We start from the raw sequence: 15,555 nt of genomic DNA, 5'->3' as shown, positions 1-15,555 counted from the left end.
TCGGCATTTTGCGACAAAAAGAACCATCCCCGCTGTCGCAATAGGCGTTACTTCTTCTCTCTTGCGTCTTCTCTCTTGCCTCTTGCTTCTTGCTCAGGTCGTGCAATATCATTCACCTGCGGCTACTGCTCATGTTAATATGAAGATGATAGAATTGAGTTGGGATTTAGAAAAGTATGATTTGAGAGCGAGCGTGGAGAAGCGGTGTATGAAGTAAGAAGCATCGGTCAGAGCGAATTTGATGATGCCATTAAATTATCAGAATACTCGTTTAAGTATGTTCTGGAGGGCGAGAAGCGGCAAGCGCGGGCGCGTTTCATGGAGGATCATCGTATTTTGGGGGCCTACTTCCAGGGGGAGATGGTAGCTAAGCTCCACGTCATTCCCTTGGCAGTACGCCTAGAGGGGCAGGATTACCGCATGGGTGGTGTGGCTAGCATTTCCACCTATCCCGAACACAGGAGGCGGGGCTTAGTCCATCGGCTGATAGGCGAGGCAGAGCTGGCCATGCGTGAGAGCGGACAGGTGCTTAGCTACCTCCATCCCTTTGACATTAGTTTCTATCGTCGCTATGGCTATGAAATCATCAACGACGTGAGGAAGGCTGTCGTGGCAAGACAAGATCTCTTTCACTATCAAGGTATTCCGGGGCAGGTGGAGAGGATAAGTTCGGAGGAAAATATTAGCATTCTAAATTTGATCTATCATAAATTCGCCGAGAAATACAGTGGCATGCTGGTGCGCTCCGAAAAATGGTGGCATTACACTAAGTTCAACAATACAACTTTCGCCATCTACTTTAACGAAGCCCGCGAACCAAGGGGCTACTTGCAGTATCAAATTAGCGGCGAGATGCTGCAGGTTGACGAGTATGTCTATCTTGACGAAGAGAGCCGGCGGGGTCTGTGGAACTTCATCGCTAATCATGATTCGATGGTCACCAGGGTAGAAATCACTCTCGCTGGCCCTGAATCAATGCCATTTCTCTGGCGCAATCCGGCAGCTAAAATGGAGATTATGCCGGATTTTATGGGCAAGGTGGTCATGGTGAAAGAGTTTTTGGAGCAGTACCTAGCACAAAAGCACGTGAACTTGACTTTGGGCGTGCGTGATACGAGTGTCCACTGTAACAACGCACTCTTTACGATTTCGCCGCAAGGGGTCACGTACTCGGCACAAGAAGCGGCAACGCTTGAGACCGCCTGTCAGCATGCTGATGGTCTGTCTATGGACATCAACGCCTTTACCGCTGCCTTTTTGGGCAGTCAGCGGCCGGAATTTCTGCATGAAAGCGGCTTGATTCGCGGTAGCAAGCGAGCCTTAGAAACCCTGCAGACCCTAGTGCCCAAGAAACCCTGTGCCTTTTTGGATTACTTTTAGCAAGGCCTGGAGATGCCCCTTGTGTCGTGCAGGCGGCGATACAAGTAGCGGCAAGGCGCCTAAGTTTTGATAACAATTGACAGTAGGCAGCGGGCAAGATAAATTGTTAGAATAGTTCAGCATTAGAATTTGAGGGGAGGCGGAACGCCTGATGTGCGCTATGACATTAGAGGGGATTAAGGTTCTCGACTTATCGCGGGTGCTGGCAGGGCCATATTGCACCATGCTTTTGGCTGATTTAGGTGCCGAGGTGGTCAAAGTAGAGATGCCTGACGTTGGCGACGACGCGCGAGCATTTGGGCCATTTTTGGGCACGGAAAGCGCCTACTTTATGAGCATTAATCGCAATAAGCAGAGCATAACTCTAAACCTCAAATTGCCTGAAGCACAAGACATATTCAGACAAATGATCGGGCAGTACGATATCTTGGTCGAGAACTTTCGCCCGGGGACGATGGAGAAGCTAGGGCTAGGTTACGATGTCTTGCGACAGATAAACCCGCGGCTGATCTATGCCGCCATTTCGGGCTTTGGTCATTCGGGGCCTTACATGCATAAAGCGGCTTACGACGTAGTGGTGCAGGGCATGGGTGGCATCATGAGTATCACCGGTACGCCCGAGGGTCCTCCCACGCGGGTGGGTGCGTCTATCGGCGACATAAACGCGGCGCTATTTGCCGCGATCGGTATTTTGGCAGCACTCAGTCATCGCCATGTTACGGGGCTAGGCCAAATGGTCGATGTCGCCATGCTAGATTCACAGGTGGCTGTTCTAGAGAACGCCATTACGCGGTACGAAGTGAGCGGTGTGGTGCCTAGTCGCATTGGCAACAGGCATCCCTCTATCGCGCCTTTCACCACCGTGCAGGGCGCGGACGAGCCTTTCGTCATAGCCATCGGTAATGATAATTTGTGGGCGCAGTTTTGTCGCCTAGTAGGTAGGCAGGAGCTAATTGCTGATGCACGCTTTAGCACGAACGCGGGGCGGTGTCAAAACTGGGGGGTACTCGAAACGCTACTCGGGGACATTTTCGCCCTACGCCCGGCAAAAGAGTGGCTCGCCCTGCTTGACGGGGCGGGAATACCCTGTGGTCCCATCAACGCTATTGACAAAGTGCTGCTTGACCCGCAGGTGGCGGCGCGTGAGATGATTGAAGAAGTAGTTCACCCCCTTGCCGGCAAGCTGAAAATGGCAGCCTGTCCGATTAAACTTTCGGGCACCCCTGTGGGCAAGGTGCGCAGGCCCTCGCCCTTGCTTGGGCAGCACACGGCCGAGGTACTGGAACGCGATTTAGGGCTGAGCGAGGCCGAGATTAGGCGGCTTAAGGATGTTGGCGCCATTTGAAAAAGCCACTTGTCGTCATACGCGGTGCAGGTGACCTCGCCACAGGTGTTGCCCAGAGGCTGTGGCGGGCAGGTTTTGGGCTCCTCCTGCTAGAGCAAGAATTGCCTACGGTAGTTAGGCGGACGGTATCTTTGGCTTCTGCTTGCTACTGTGGGCAGGTGCAGGTGGAAGACCTTTGTGGCGTACTAGTTAAAGACAGATTGCCTACCGATTCTAAGGACGCGTGGGCTTTTTTGCATAGCTATTGGTCCGCAGGGCAGATTCCCCTGATTATTGATGCTACCACACACACTATAGAAGCGTTAAAGCCACAGGTGGTCGTAGATGCCATAATGGCCAAGCAGGCCACCGGTACGCACCGTGGGTTAGCGCCAAGAGTGGTGGCACTAGGCCCGGGTTTTACCGCTGGGGTCGATGTGCATGCCGTAGTAGAGACTAACCGTGGGCATCACTTAGGGCGCGTTCTATTAGCGGGTAGTGCAGAGGCGAACACCGGTTGCCCGGCTCCCGTGGCGGGTGCAAGTTGGCAAAGGCTCTTGCGCGCACCGCGCGACGGGGAGTGGTGGCCAGAGAAGAGCATCGGCGACCTAGTCGCTTGTGGAGAGAGGGTAGGCCTAGTGTGTCGTGATGGTGTGCACCAAGAGGTGCTCGCCGCATGGGCAGGCAGAATTAGGGGCTTGCTCTTCCCCCGTCTATGGGTCGCGGCGGGCCAGAAGATAGGTGATATAGACCCCTCTGCCTCTTATGAAGACTGTTTTACTATCTCGGACAAGGCTCGCGCCATTGGTGGAGGAGTGCTGGAGGCCGTAATGTGGTTAGAGCAACTAGAAGAGCGAGAGGAGAGTAGTCGTTCATGACTGACAGGGAGATTTACGGAGCCTTGTGGGAGCAGCTTAGGCAGGGGAAATCTGCCGTGCTGGTCAGTTCGGCGCGGCAGAGAGCACTTTATTCTCTATCCGGTAGCGCCAAGGAAGTCACCTTAGAGCTGCTCGGCACTACTTTCGGGGACGCTGTGCTGCCCCCCTTAGAGACTAAGACGCGCAGTGCGCTCTTGTCGCAGGCACGCGCTCCACAGCTTGTGGTGCAGTTTCAACTTGCTCCTGGCGATACCGACACCTATGTGGCCATAGTGTATTCACCACCAGCGCGGCTCATTGTCTGTGGGGGCGGTCATATTTCGCAGCCTCTCGTTAAGATGGCAGCCTTGCTCGACTTTGTAGTCACGGTCATTGATGACCGCCCTTTCTTTGCTAACGCTGCGCGTTTCCCCGAGGCGGCAGAGGTGATTTGCGGGCCGTTTGACCAAGCACTCGCCTCCCTCATCTTGACTCGCCAAACTTACGCCGTGGTCGTCACGCGCGGGCATCGCCATGATGCCATGTGCGTGCGTCAACTTATCCTGGCAAACATTGCTTACCTTGGCATGATCGGTAGTCGCCGCAGGGTGCGTGAAATGCGCGAAGTGTTCCTCGCTGAGGGCTTCGCTAACGAAAGAGTGGCTGCTCTCTACGCCCCTATTGGGTTAGAAATCAATGCTGAGACACCTGCCGAAATCGCCGTTAGTATTCTGGCTGAGATTACTAGCCTCAAGAATCGTCCCTCGCGGTCGATAGCCCCGTGGGCAGGGGGATGTGCCGCTGATCTGGCGGTGGTACAAGCAGTTACGAAGGAAGACCAAGCCACGCCTCTCGCAGTAGCCACCATCGTCAGTACATGGGGGTCTGCACCGCGTAAGGCAGGGGCGCAGATGCTCATCTATCCTGACGGTAGGACAGTGGGTACGATTGGCGGGGGCTGTGTAGAGGCCGACGTGCGCCGTAAGGCTCTAACAGTCATAGCAGATGGCTGCCCGGAGTGGTATGCCATCGATATGACAGGCCCGGTGATGGAAGACGAAGGTTTAGCCTGCGGTGGTAAGATGCTGGTCTTAATAGAGCGGGTGTAAGGGCCTAAAGGCGGTGCCAAGGTGAATATTAGGCAAAGTATGCGAGTAGAGCAGGGCGACATTGTCGCCTTTATAGGTGCCGGCGGCAAGACCACCCTGATGTTTCGACTGGCTAGTGAGCTAGCCAGCCAGGGCCCGGTCCTTGTAACCACTACGACTAAAATGTATCATCCTGACCGCACCTTTCCGGAGGGCACTTTTGCCGACGCCACTATCTTGGCGACTACCATAGAGGATGCTGTCGCAGGGCTACAAGCGAAGTGGCTAGACAAGAATATCGTGGTCCTCGGGGCAGGGCAGGACCATGAGCAGAAGCTCTTTGGCATCCCCAGTGCTTGGGTTGCTCGGCTACAGAGTGCTTTTCCGCAGTGCGTGATACTGGTTGAAGCAGACGGCGCCGCAGGCAGGCTTCTTAAGGGGCACCTTCCTCACGAACCTGTCGTACCGCCAAGCGCCACTCTAGTTGTCACGGTGGCCTCCCTTCTGGCTCTGCGAAAACCGCTCGACGCCGCTGTGGTGCACCGCCCTGAAGTCGTGGCAGAACTAATTGGTGCAGCGCTAGGCGAGCGGCTAACACCCCTAGTGCTGGCCCAGGTAGTTGAGCGAGCTGTCTCTTTGGCTAAAGGGCAAGCCCCCTCGGCACGACATCTTGTTTGGCTTAACACGGGTGCCATGCAGACAGAGGCAGCCAATGATTTGCTGAAAGATGGTCGGCTGGTGGCGCGCTACCTGGCTCCGTTATCTGTCGCCATTGGTGAGGCGCGTGCTCCTCGCCCCGTAGAGGAAGTGTGGCCCCCGGAGACTGCGGTGGTAGGTGTGGTCTTGGCCGCTGGTTTATCGAGTCGCTTAAACGGAGAAAAGCTACTCTTGCCCTGGCAAGGCAAGCCCTTAGTGCGGCATAGTGTGGAAGCGCTGCTCTGGTCTTCTTTGGGCAGGGTGCTAGTGGTGGTGGGCCATCGCGGTGAGGAAGTGCGCAATGCGCTACTTGGTCTACCCGTGGAGGTAGTCGACAATAGGGAGTACCGCTCTGGCCTAGGTCTCTCGGTGCGTGCCGCGCTAGCCCACATAGAAAGCGACATCACTAGTCCTCGTTGCGGGGTCTTATTTGCACTAGGTGATCAGCCCGGCCTGAGATGGAGCACGGTGGATACCTTGCTAAGCGAATATTGGTCGCAGGAGAGGGCTATTGTCTACCCTCTCTTTGACGGAAGGCGTGGCAACCCCGTCATCTTTCCCCCCGATCTCTATGGCGAGCTGCGCCTTCTGCAGGGCGATACAGGCGGTAAAGAAGTGATGAGCCGCCATAGTGAGCGCCTGTTTGGGGTGGCGGTGGACGATAAGGCTGTGATAGAGGACGTTGATTGCCGAGAGGACTACGTGAAATTAGTCGAGAATGGGCTATAGGTGCTGTGAGCTAGGGAGGCGGCAAGCATGCAAAAGATTAGAGTGCAGGACGCGGTGGGGGCTATCCTCGCCCATGACATTACGAGAATAGTGCCCGGCGAATTTAAGGGGGTGGCTTTTAAGAAGGGCCATCAAGTGAGGGCTGAAGACATACCCCTGCTGCAGGATCTGGGCAAAGAGCATATTTTTGTCTGGCGCGAGGAAGTAGGGCTGTTGCATGAGAATGAAGCGGCGCGGCGCATTGCCATGGCTTGTGCAGGGGAAGGGATAACCTTGACGGGCGCCTCCGAAGGAAAGATTAACTTCTTAGCGCGCGAGCGCTCCTTACTAAAAGTCAATGTGCCCGCCTTGCACAGTGTTAACTCCGTGCCCGAGGTCATTGTCGCTACACGCCATAGTAACCAAGTAGTTCAGGCGGGGACGGTGCTAGCGGGAACGCGCGTCATACCCTTGGTTATTCCCCTAGCGCGCATTGCCCAAGTCGAAGAGCTGTGCTCTCGCCAGGGCCCAGTGCTATGGACTAAGCCCTTGCTGCGAAAAACAGTAGGTCTTATTACCACCGGCAATGAAGTCTACCATGGGCGCATTGCCGACAAGTTCGGTCCAGTTATGGCGGCCAAGATGGCGGCCTTCGATTGCCCCATGCTGCCCCAAATCATTGTGCCAGATGATAGCGAGATAATAGCGAAAAAAATACTATCCCTGCTCCACGAGGGGGCAGAGATAGTAGCGGTGAGTGGAGGCATGTCGGTAGACCCCGACGATGTCACGCCGAGAGGAATCTCTCTAGCAGGGGCAGAGCTTGTCTCCTACGGTGCGCCGGTCTTGCCTGGCTCCATGTTTCTTTTGGCCTACCTAGGCGATGTGCCCATTGTTGGTCTGCCGGGCTGCGTTATGTACTGTGCCACGACCATACTTGACCTGGTTCTACCGCGCCTCTTAGCCGGCGAGCGAGTGAGCCGCGACGATTTCGTCGCCCTAGGGCATGGGGGACTGTGCCTTGCTTGCGAAGTATGTCGCTACCCTGTCTGCCCTTTCGGCAAGTAGGCTTCCTCTAAAGTGAATCAAAGGCTACTACTCGGGGGCATCAAAGGCGACGATGCGGCAGATAGAAGACTCACCGCCCACGAGACGCCAGGGGAAGCAGCCAATAATAAGGCGACGATTTAATATTTTGCTTAGCTCACCGCCGACGTTCTCGGCGTGGATAATGTCGTCCGGGAAGAGGTCAAGGTGCATGAGCTGGTAGTCTTCCCCGGGGAAAGTTTCTTCGAGCGAGCGTCCGTACTTGCGTCTTAAGTAAAGGTCGGCTTCTTTGGCCTCGCGGGGAGCCCATTCGCGAATCTTGGTGTTCATGGGGTGGTCGGCGCTGCCGCAGTCAACACCGATCCACTTCAGTTTCATTTTGCGGCACCAAGCGGCGAATTCGCGCGTTGGCCCAGGGTGCTTTACCATGTACCGCACTTCATCTGCTCCTGGCTGGTCCCAGGAGTATTTTATATAGCCCGTATGTATAAGTAAGATGTCGCCTTCTTTGACCTCCACGCGGTCAGTAATGTCCTTCGACGTATAGAGACCATAGTCTTCGGCCATGTCGCTTAAATCGACGACCACGCCGGGGCCGATTAAATCGGTCAGGGGAATAGAGGCGATGTCACGACCGTTCGTACAAAAATGCAGGGAGCCGTCTAGGTGTGTGCCGACATGGTTGCTCGTGGTAATGATTTGGCCGTTAGCGCCGTTTGGGCAGAGGCGCTTAAAGAATTTAATCTGCAGTGGCTCGTAGGTGGGCCAGGCTGGAGTGAGGTGACTGAGCGGCTGCGTGAGGTCGTACATTTTGACTTGGTTCCAATTGTTTAGCATGGCAAATCCCCTCCCCTTAAAGTCTTTTTCAAGAGTATTGTGACACTAGCCACCAGATTGCGCAAGAGATAAGTTTGGCCGAGCAAAGTTGCGCGAATTAAGAATTTTTGGTCTCCATCACAGAGGATTGCAAGCCTGTGGGGCGAATTAATTATTAATAATTGACATAGATTAGGGGAGCATTCTGTGCTGGCCTGTGGGTGCACCCATAGTCTGGCATCTGAGGGGGAGATGTTTGGTGCGTAGGGTGAAAGTCGCAGGGGTGCAAATAGCCCCCCTGCCTAATGACATACCGGGTAGCCTAAACAAGGTTGTGGCGTGGATGGATAAAGCAGTGGCTAAGACGGGGGCAGAGCTAATCGTCTTCCCCGAGTCTGTCACCACCGGTTTTATGCCGGCGATGTCTGCCGAAGACTTGTGGGATAGAGTAGATTTCATCCCCGGTCGACTTACCGACCCCATATGTAGCGCTGCCAAGCGCCTAGGGGTCTATGTAGTCTTTCCTACTTATGAGCGTGGGCAGGAGCGCGGGGTGGTCTATAATTCGGCAGCGCTTATCGACCCACAAGGCGCAGTAGTGGGTGTCTACCGCAAAACGCATCCTTTCCCCGGCGAGCAGGTGGAGCGCGGTGGGTGGACGACAGCAGGCACCGAAGCTAAGGTCTATGACACTCTCTTCGGCAAAGTGGGCATGATTATCTGCTACGATGGCGACTTTCCGGAGTTATCGCGAGTGTTGGCCATGCAGGGCGCCGAAATTATTGTCAGACCCTCTGCCTTTTTGCGCAGCTTCGACATCTGGAATTTAACCACGACCGCACGCGCCTACGACAACCATGTCTATGTCATCGCCGTCAATGCGGTGGGAACAGATGCCGGAAATGTACATTACTTTGGCAATAGCATGATAGTCAGCCCCATAGCCGAGCGCTTAGCACAGGCGCGAACACAAGAAGAATTGCTCTACGCGGAGCTTGACCCGGACCCTCTGCAGTATGCGAGCTATGGCATAGACTCCCCCATGCTCTTTAATCATCTGGAGGACCGAAATATCCTGAGTTACCAGGGCATTTTAGTTAAGGCCCCAAGCCCCTTTAAGCCCGTGCGTAAGGAGTGAGCGCATGTGGAATGAATTTGAGTACCTGGTGCCGAACTCATGGGCTGAAGCTTGTAATTTTCTCGCCTCTAACCCGTACACAGCGAAGGTTTATGCCGGAGGAACAGATATCTTAGTCCGCTGTCGCGAGGGGCATCTTAAGCCGGAATACCTCGTTGACATCAAGCATCTACCTGGGTCACGAGCAATAGGCGCGAATAGCGACGGGGGAATCAGTATTGGTGCCGCTACCCCCCTTAATGAGATTGAGCGATTTCTGCCAGATAGACTAGGGTTTCAGGCTTTGCGACAGGCCGTTCATTCTGTAGGCAGCTACCAAATCAGAAATCGGGCCAGTCTAGGGGGTAATATATGTAATGCCTCCCCTGCGGCTGACACTGTGCCCGCCTTGCTCATCTTGGGAGCAGCTTTGTCCATAGTAGGCGCTATTGGAGAGCGGAGTGTGCCCCTGTGTGACTTCTTCCTTGGACCGGGCAAAACTGTTCTTAAGCAGGGTGAAATCGTTAAGAGCATTGAACTGCCTTTCTTAGATGAGAGAGCGGTCAGTGTATATATTAAGACAGCGCGCACTAAGGCCGTCGACCTAGCCCAAGTAGGGGTCGCCATGCTACTACTGCCAGGCAGGAGGATCAGCGTCGCCCTAGGCGCTGTTGCGCCAAAACCTTTGCGCGTGCTGGCGGTGGAAGAGATAAGGCCACAGGCCGTCTGGACGAAGGAAGACCTAGAAATAGTCGTGTCCCAAGTAGTGGCCGCGGCATCGCCGATAACTGATTTACGTGCCACGGCAGAATACCGTCGCCACTTAGTGGCCGTGCAAACGGGGCGCGCACTTAGGGAGCTTTTGTCGCTTTGTTCACCGCGAGAAAACGGAGGCATGTCGAGTGAAGAGACAACTTAGTTTCACGCTGAATGGGCGAGCTGTAGGGCTTATGGTCGAGCCTTTTGCCCGACTCTTGGATGTGCTGCGGGATGACCTTGATCTCACCGGCACCAAAGAAGGGTGCGGGGGTGGGGAGTGCGGGGCTTGCACCGTACTTCTTGATGGCGAGAGCGTGAACTCGTGTCTTGTCCTGGCGCTTGAGGTTATGGGAAAAAGCGTGGTGACGGTTGAGGGGCTCTCGAATCACTTGGAGCTAGATAGACTGCAGCAAGCGTTTATCGATGAAGGCGCCATACAGTGCGGTTTCTGTACGCCCGGCATGTTACTTTCGGCTAAAGCTTTGCTCGCGCGTCAGAAAGCACCTACGGTGCAAGAAATAAGAGACGGCTTAAGTGGCAATCTCTGTCGCTGTACAGGCTACGAACGCATTGTGGTGGCAGTGAGTAAAGCCTGCGCCAAAGATAATTAACCACACAACAGAGCGGAGGGGTCAGCATGGAGAGGTCCTATGTCGGTAAGAGTCATCCCCGTATTGATGGCCCGGCCAAGGCTTTAGGTGCCGCGAAATACATCGCCGACCTTAAGTTGCCTAATATGCTATATGTGAAAGTGCTTAGGAGCCCACACCCACATGCGCGCCTAGTTAAGATTGATCTCAGCCAGGCAGAGAGTCTGCCAGGCGTGCAGGCCGTGCTTTCTGGGCGGGAGTGCCCGCAAAAATTAGGTCTGTACCTCGTGGATCGCCCTATTTTTGCAGTGGACAAAGTGCGTTTTGTGGGCGAGCCTGTGGCGGCAGTAGCGGCGACAAGCCTGCGCCTAGCCGAGCAGGCCGTAAAGCTTATCCTAGTCGAGTATGAGCTGCTACCCCCTGTACTCGACCTACAAACAGCGCTAGCTAGTAACGCCCCCCTGGTGCATGAAAACTTGCACGAGTACTCCTACATCCCCAATGTCTTCTTTCCGGTCGCTCATACGAATATCGCCAACCATGCCAAGGTGAGAAAAGGCAGTGTTGAAGATGGTTTTCGTTTGAGCGATTTTGTTTTTGAGCACAGCTATCATGTGCCGCAGATGCAGCATGTGCCCATTGAGCCGCACGGCTCGGTGGCACAGATGGATATGACAGGCAAGATTACCGTTTGGAGCAGCTGCCAGTCGCCTAATGCTGTGCGCAAGTTGGCGGCGGTCGCTTTTGGCCTGCCAGAAGGACGTATACGCGTGATCACCCCAGAGGTGGGGGGAGGTTTCGGCGGTAAAGCGGGCATTGGCCTTGAAGGGATAGTTATTGCTTTGGCCATTCGTGCGGCGCCGTACCCTGTCCGGTTGATCTTGGACAGGGAAGAAGTGTTTTTTGGCACCTCTGTCAGGCAGGGCCTTAAAGCCAGAATAAAGACGGGCTACTCCAAGGCCGGGCGCCTACTGGCGCAAGAGGCAGAACTTCTTTGGGACGGTGGCGCCTACACGGAGTACGGCGTCAACATAGTCCGGGCGGCGGCTTATTCGTCGGCTGGCCCCTACGACATCACCCATGTAAAAACAGATTCGTACTGCATCTACACTAATTCGCCTGTGGGTGGCCCTTTTCGCGGTTTTGGCATGGGAGAATTGCATTGGGCCTTAGAGCAGCAGATTGACATGATTGCCAACAAGCTTGGCATGGACCCCGTGGCCATTAGGGAGCTCAATGCGGCTCGCGATGGCACGACCAATGCTACAGGTGAAGTGCTCAGAGACATCGGTCTAGATAAATGCATTGCCGAAACGGCCCGCCTTATTGGAATGGATACGCCGCCCATAGAAAAACATCGTGGCAAGGGTATTGCCTGCATGGTCAAAGGGCCCTCAACACCGGGGACAGCCGCCTCAGCCGCGTTTCTGAAAGTTAACGAGGACGGCAGTGTCAACTTATCGCTTAGTGCGACCGAAATAGGCCAAGGCATGCAGACGGTGATGGCGCAAATTGTGGCTGAAGAGCTGGGCATTACTCCGGACATGGTGCATGTAAATGCGCCCGATACAGATTACTGTCCCTATGAATGGCAGACTGTGGCCAGCAGGATTACCTACTCCACGGGGAATGCCGTGCGCCGTGCCGCAGCAGAGGCTAGGCATAAGCTCCTGGCGTTGGCGGCAGAGAAGCTCGGTGCACTGCCTGAGGAGCTGACGATAGCCAAGGGTGCTATCGCACGTCGAAGCGGCGAGGGCGCGAAGACTAGTGTTAAGGAATTGTCTTTAGGGTTATCTTTGCCAAGTGGTGCAGGCCTAGGCGGCCCCATTATGGGGACGGGCTACTTTATACCCGATGGCATACATGGCATGGACCCCGCCACAGGGCAGACGCCTAAGGTTACGTCACACTGGACTTTTGGCGCACAAGCGGCAGAAGTAGCGGTAGATGTAGAGACAGGCAAGGTGGATGTTCTGCGCGTGGCCGCCGTTTACGACACCGGCTTTGTGCTAAACCCCTTGCTGGCGCTCGGGCAGGTGGAGGGCGGTATCATGCAGGGGATTAGTGTCGCGCTCTATGAAGAACTAAGAATGCATGGGGGGCGCGTACAGAACCCATCTTTTGTGGATTACAAGATCGTCACCGCAGCGGAAGTACCAGAGATGCTCGTAAGTTTTGTGGAAACACCGCTTGAGGATGGCCCTTACGGGGCGCGTGGTTTTGGCGAGCACACCATGGTGCCTACCGCACCCGCTATCGCCAATGCCGTTTATGCCGCCGTTGGGGTGCGCATTACAGACTTGCCGATCACACCAGAGAAAATTCTCGCGGCTCTTAAAGAACTAGAGAAATTAAGACCAGTACATGATACTATGTTAGTCGGCATAGAGCCACTGGACCATGAGGTGGGGGGATAGGGTGAGAGATTAGCTGCCTGGCGCGAACGGAGATATACCAAGAGAAAGGGTGAATTACTGATGTCAGACCTACAGAGAGAACCCGCCATACGTGCGGGAGACGAGATTTCTTTAAACAAACAACTCGTTTTTGGCTTGCAGCATCTCTTTACCATGTTCGGCGCCACCGTGCTCGTGCCTATACTCACCGGTCTCAATATCTCAGTCGCCCTCTTTACCGCTGGGGTGGGGACGCTCTTCTTTCATTGGGTTACGAAGGGCAAAGTGCCGGTCTTTCTCGGTAGTTCTTTTGCCTTCATCGCAGCGCTGCAGTTAGTCATTAAGGAGCATGGGCTGGGAGCGGCACAAGGTGGTATTATAGCGGCAGGGCTTGTCTACTTGGGCGTGGCCGCGCTCGTCTACTTTGTGGGCCCAGGTATTCTTCATCGTCTCTTTCCACCTATAGTTATCGGCCCGGTCATCGCCGTTATCGGTCTTAGTCTAGCACCCGTGGCCATTAAAATGTCGACAGGGAACTGGGGTCTTGCTATTTTCTCTCTTTCTATAGTCGTCTCTGTGTCGATGTTTTTTAAGGGTTTCTTCAAAATGGTACCTGTCCTCTTTGGCTTGGCGGGAGGGTATCTCGCGGCTCTTGTCTTTGGTCTAGTCGACTTTACACCCATACAAGAGGCAGCCTGGTTGGCCGTACCCCCTTTCACTTGGCCGACCTTTAACCTAGCTGCCATTGCCATTATGGCACCCATTGCGATTGCCACTGCGGTAGAGCATTTTGGGGACATTATGGCTGTGGGCACGACAGTCGAAAATGACTTTGTTAAAGACCCAGGGCTCCATCGCACCCTTATCGGTGACGGCATAGCCACAGCCATTGCGGGCTTTTTTGGCGGGCCAGCGAATACGACCTACTCTGAGAACACTGGAGTCTTGGCCTTGACCCGTGTCTGGCATCCTGTCATTATGCGCTGGGCTGCCGTACTAGCTATCGGCATCGCCTTTGTACAAAAAATAGGCGGCTTTATATCCACAATACCTACGGCGGTTGTGGGGGGCATCGCCATCATATTATTCGGCATGATTGCGGCTATCGGCGTAAGAACCGTCGTCGAAAACAAAGTTGATATGTCTAAGTCCCGCAATCTTATCGTCAGTTCGGTAATCTTTGTCCTAGGGATAGGGGGCGCGGCCTTTAACTTGGGGGGCGGCGTAAAATTCGAAGGCATTGGCCTCGCGGCGATTGTGGGGATCTTACTAAATCAGTTGCTGCCACAAGAGTAGGCGCTTTGCTTTTCCCCAGGGCATTGAGATGAGGTGAGCGGCAATGGGGCTAATTTGGCAGGGGATCGTACAAGCTTTTGAAATGATGATCTATGGTGACCGTGAGCTCTATCAAATTGCCTGGCTCACGGTACAAGTCACCGGCACGGCGACCTTAGTCAGCATTTTTTTAGGCATTCCCTTGGGTACACTTCTGGGGCTATCCGCCTTCCCCGGACGAAAGGTGGTGCAGAGCCTTCTGAATTCTACCTTAGGCCTGCCGCCCGTAGTGGTGGGCCTATGGGTTAGTTTGCTCCTCTGGCGCAGCGGGCCGCTCGGCTTTCTCGGTCTCATGTACACGCCCACTGCTCTGGTAATAGCACAGGTGGTTATCGCCATGCCGCGGGTGGCGGCTCTCACCATGGCAGGGGTGATGCAGGTAGATGATGCTGTTTCGGCGCAACTATCCGGGATGGGGGCGAATCGTTGGCAGCTACTATGGCTCGTAATTCGCGAATCGCACCTTAGCATTATCGCGGCCTGTCTGGCTGGTTTTGGGGCTGTGGTTGCTGAAGTTGGCGCGGCCATGGCCGTGGGGGGAAATATCCGCGGGCAAACGCGCATTTTGAGCACAGCCATTGTGCTCGAAGTAAATCGCGGCAACTTCGACCTAGCCCTCGCCTTGAGCTTTATACTCATGACCTTTTCTTATGTGGTGGCCATGGTGCTCACTTTTATGCAGCAAAGGAGATACCGGGGTGCTTGAAGTGCGTGATATTAATATGGTACGCCACGAACGTAAGATTCTCGGCATTGAGAGAATTTGTTTGAGCGAGGGGCCATTTGTGGCCATTATTGGGCGAAATGGCGCGGGCAAGTCTTCCCTCGTTAAGGCCTTAGGCCTGTTGGCCGCCTTTTCTTGTTCTGCTTACGTGCTGCATGGGCAAGTGAAAAACCTACAGCATGAACGTCTGGCAATTATGCGTCAGTATGCCCATGGTTTCCAAAGCCCTGCCTTCTTGCGGGGAGATGTGCTCTACAATGTCGCCCTTCCTTTGCTCCTTAGGGGTATGGGGCGCGGTGAGGCTGAAATTGCCGCGCGCAAGTGGCTCTCCCTCGTGCAGGCAGAAAACCTGGCCGCACGTCTCCCACAGACGCTGAGCGGCGGCGAAGGAGCAAGGGTGAGTTTGGCGCGCGCACTAATCACTAGCCCACAAATACTATTTCTTGACGAACCATTTTCTGGCCTCGACGTGGAGTCGCAAGCCTACATCCTGCGTCATTTGCGTGGTTGGCTGACAGAAAGCAGGACGACCGGCGTGTTGGTGACTCACTCTTACAGTGAGGTCGCTCATCTCGCCGATCGCCTGTTGGTCATGAATGATGGCCGTATCATAGCTGACGGCCCACCGAGTGTGGTGCTGGCGAACCCTCGGCCAGGTTTTCTGCGCGATTTTGTCTCTGTGGGGTCGCGCACCGAGACTCTCGCCTAAGTGACTGTA

General features: G+C 54.7%; 14 protein-coding genes. 13 read left to right on the top strand and 1 reads right to left on the bottom strand.

The window, feature by feature from the left end:
- Positions 1-204: 204 nt before the first annotated feature.
- The 6 genes from KGZ92_10480 (at position 205) to KGZ92_10455 (ending at position 7,121) form a co-directional block, all read left to right on the top strand.
- Positions 205-1,380, top strand: coding sequence for a GNAT family N-acetyltransferase (locus KGZ92_10480; GenBank protein ID MBS3889692.1), 1,176 nt, complete (start codon positions 205-207; stop codon positions 1,378-1,380).
- A 160-nt stretch (positions 1,381-1,540) separates the two neighbouring features.
- Positions 1,541-2,725 carry a CoA transferase gene (locus tag KGZ92_10475; GenBank protein MBS3889691.1) on the top strand — a complete coding sequence of 395 codons (1,185 nt, stop codon included), beginning with the start codon at positions 1,541-1,543 and terminating at the stop codon, positions 2,723-2,725.
- Positions 2,722-3,582 carry an EF2563 family selenium-dependent molybdenum hydroxylase system protein gene (locus KGZ92_10470; GenBank protein ID MBS3889690.1) on the top strand — a complete coding sequence of 287 codons (861 nt, stop codon included), beginning with the start codon at positions 2,722-2,724 and terminating at the stop codon, positions 3,580-3,582. Before KGZ92_10475 ends, KGZ92_10470 begins: the two co-directional genes overlap by 4 nt.
- Positions 3,579-4,670 (top strand): XdhC family protein, encoded by a 1,092-nt coding sequence (locus KGZ92_10465; protein MBS3889689.1) that lies wholly within the window; start codon positions 3,579-3,581, stop codon positions 4,668-4,670. The genes KGZ92_10470 and KGZ92_10465 overlap by 4 nt, the downstream gene beginning before the upstream one ends.
- A gap of 21 nt (positions 4,671-4,691) precedes the next feature.
- Entirely contained in the window at positions 4,692-6,074 is a 1,383-nt protein-coding gene (gene yqeC, locus KGZ92_10460; GenBank protein ID MBS3889688.1) for a putative selenium-dependent hydroxylase accessory protein YqeC, read from the top strand.
- Between the two features lie 27 nt (positions 6,075-6,101).
- A complete protein-coding gene (locus KGZ92_10455; protein ID MBS3889687.1) occupies positions 6,102-7,121 on the top strand; it encodes a molybdopterin-binding protein in 1,020 nt (339 codons plus the stop codon).
- 27 nt (positions 7,122-7,148) lie between these two features.
- Here KGZ92_10455 and KGZ92_10450 read toward each other — a convergent pair whose 3' ends face one another.
- Entirely contained in the window at positions 7,149-7,937 is a 789-nt protein-coding gene (locus tag KGZ92_10450) for a cyclase family protein (GenBank protein ID MBS3889686.1), read from the bottom strand.
- Positions 7,938-8,175: 238 nt separating this feature from the next.
- Between KGZ92_10450 and KGZ92_10445 the strand changes: the two genes are divergently transcribed.
- Genes KGZ92_10445 through KGZ92_10415 form a run of 7 tightly spaced genes read left to right on the top strand, consistent with a single transcriptional unit; the run spans position 8,176 to position 15,546 of the window.
- Positions 8,176-9,054 (top strand): carbon-nitrogen hydrolase family protein, encoded by an 879-nt coding sequence (locus tag KGZ92_10445; GenBank protein ID MBS3889685.1) that lies wholly within the window; start codon positions 8,176-8,178, stop codon positions 9,052-9,054.
- A gap of 4 nt (positions 9,055-9,058) precedes the next feature.
- Positions 9,059-9,952, top strand: coding sequence for a xanthine dehydrogenase family protein subunit M (locus KGZ92_10440; GenBank protein ID MBS3889684.1), 894 nt, complete (start codon positions 9,059-9,061; stop codon positions 9,950-9,952).
- Positions 9,953-9,983: 31 nt separating this feature from the next.
- Positions 9,984-10,403: a 2Fe-2S iron-sulfur cluster binding domain-containing protein gene (locus KGZ92_10435; GenBank protein MBS3889683.1), complete on the top strand. Its 420-nt coding sequence runs from the start codon at positions 9,984-9,986 to the stop codon at positions 10,401-10,403.
- Between the two features lie 26 nt (positions 10,404-10,429).
- On the top strand, positions 10,430-12,799 hold the full coding sequence (locus KGZ92_10430) for a xanthine dehydrogenase family protein molybdopterin-binding subunit (GenBank protein ID MBS3889682.1): 2,370 nt from the start codon (positions 10,430-10,432) through the stop codon (positions 12,797-12,799).
- 60 nt (positions 12,800-12,859) lie between these two features.
- Complete coding sequence (locus tag KGZ92_10425; protein ID MBS3889681.1) at positions 12,860-14,074, top strand: NCS2 family nucleobase:cation symporter; 1,215 nt, start codon at positions 12,860-12,862, stop codon at positions 14,072-14,074.
- A gap of 43 nt (positions 14,075-14,117) precedes the next feature.
- Positions 14,118-14,819, top strand: coding sequence for an ABC transporter permease (locus KGZ92_10420; protein MBS3889680.1), 702 nt, complete (start codon positions 14,118-14,120; stop codon positions 14,817-14,819).
- On the top strand, positions 14,812-15,546 hold the full coding sequence (locus tag KGZ92_10415) for an energy-coupling factor ABC transporter ATP-binding protein (protein ID MBS3889679.1): 735 nt from the start codon (positions 14,812-14,814) through the stop codon (positions 15,544-15,546). Before KGZ92_10420 ends, KGZ92_10415 begins: the two co-directional genes overlap by 8 nt.
- Positions 15,547-15,555 lie beyond the last annotated feature (9 nt).

This window comes from Bacillota bacterium (assembly GCA_018333655.1).
In the GTDB taxonomy this organism is placed as follows: domain Bacteria; phylum Bacillota; class UBA994; order UBA994; family UBA994; genus BS524.
The sequence above is the reverse complement of the archived record's forward strand: the minus strand, read 5'-3'. Positions and strand labels throughout refer to the sequence as shown.

Coding starts and splice junctions, on each gene's coding strand:
- KGZ92_10430 (MBS3889682.1), top strand. CDS start 10,430: ATGGAGAGGTCCTATGTCGGTAAGAGTCATCCCCGTATTGATGGCCCG.
- KGZ92_10455 (MBS3889687.1), top strand. CDS start 6,102: ATGCAAAAGATTAGAGTGCAGGACGCGGTGGGGGCTATCCTCGCCCAT.
- KGZ92_10420 (MBS3889680.1), top strand. CDS start 14,118: ATGGGGCTAATTTGGCAGGGGATCGTACAAGCTTTTGAAATGATGATC.
- KGZ92_10440 (MBS3889684.1), top strand. CDS start 9,059: ATGTGGAATGAATTTGAGTACCTGGTGCCGAACTCATGGGCTGAAGCT.
- KGZ92_10425 (MBS3889681.1), top strand. CDS start 12,860: ATGTCAGACCTACAGAGAGAACCCGCCATACGTGCGGGAGACGAGATT.
- KGZ92_10465 (MBS3889689.1), top strand. CDS start 3,579: ATGACTGACAGGGAGATTTACGGAGCCTTGTGGGAGCAGCTTAGGCAG.
- KGZ92_10435 (MBS3889683.1), top strand. CDS start 9,984: ATGGTCGAGCCTTTTGCCCGACTCTTGGATGTGCTGCGGGATGACCTT.
- KGZ92_10475 (MBS3889691.1), top strand. CDS start 1,541: ATGACATTAGAGGGGATTAAGGTTCTCGACTTATCGCGGGTGCTGGCA.
- KGZ92_10450 (MBS3889686.1), bottom strand. CDS start 7,937: ATGCTAAACAATTGGAACCAAGTCAAAATGTACGACCTCACGCAGCCG.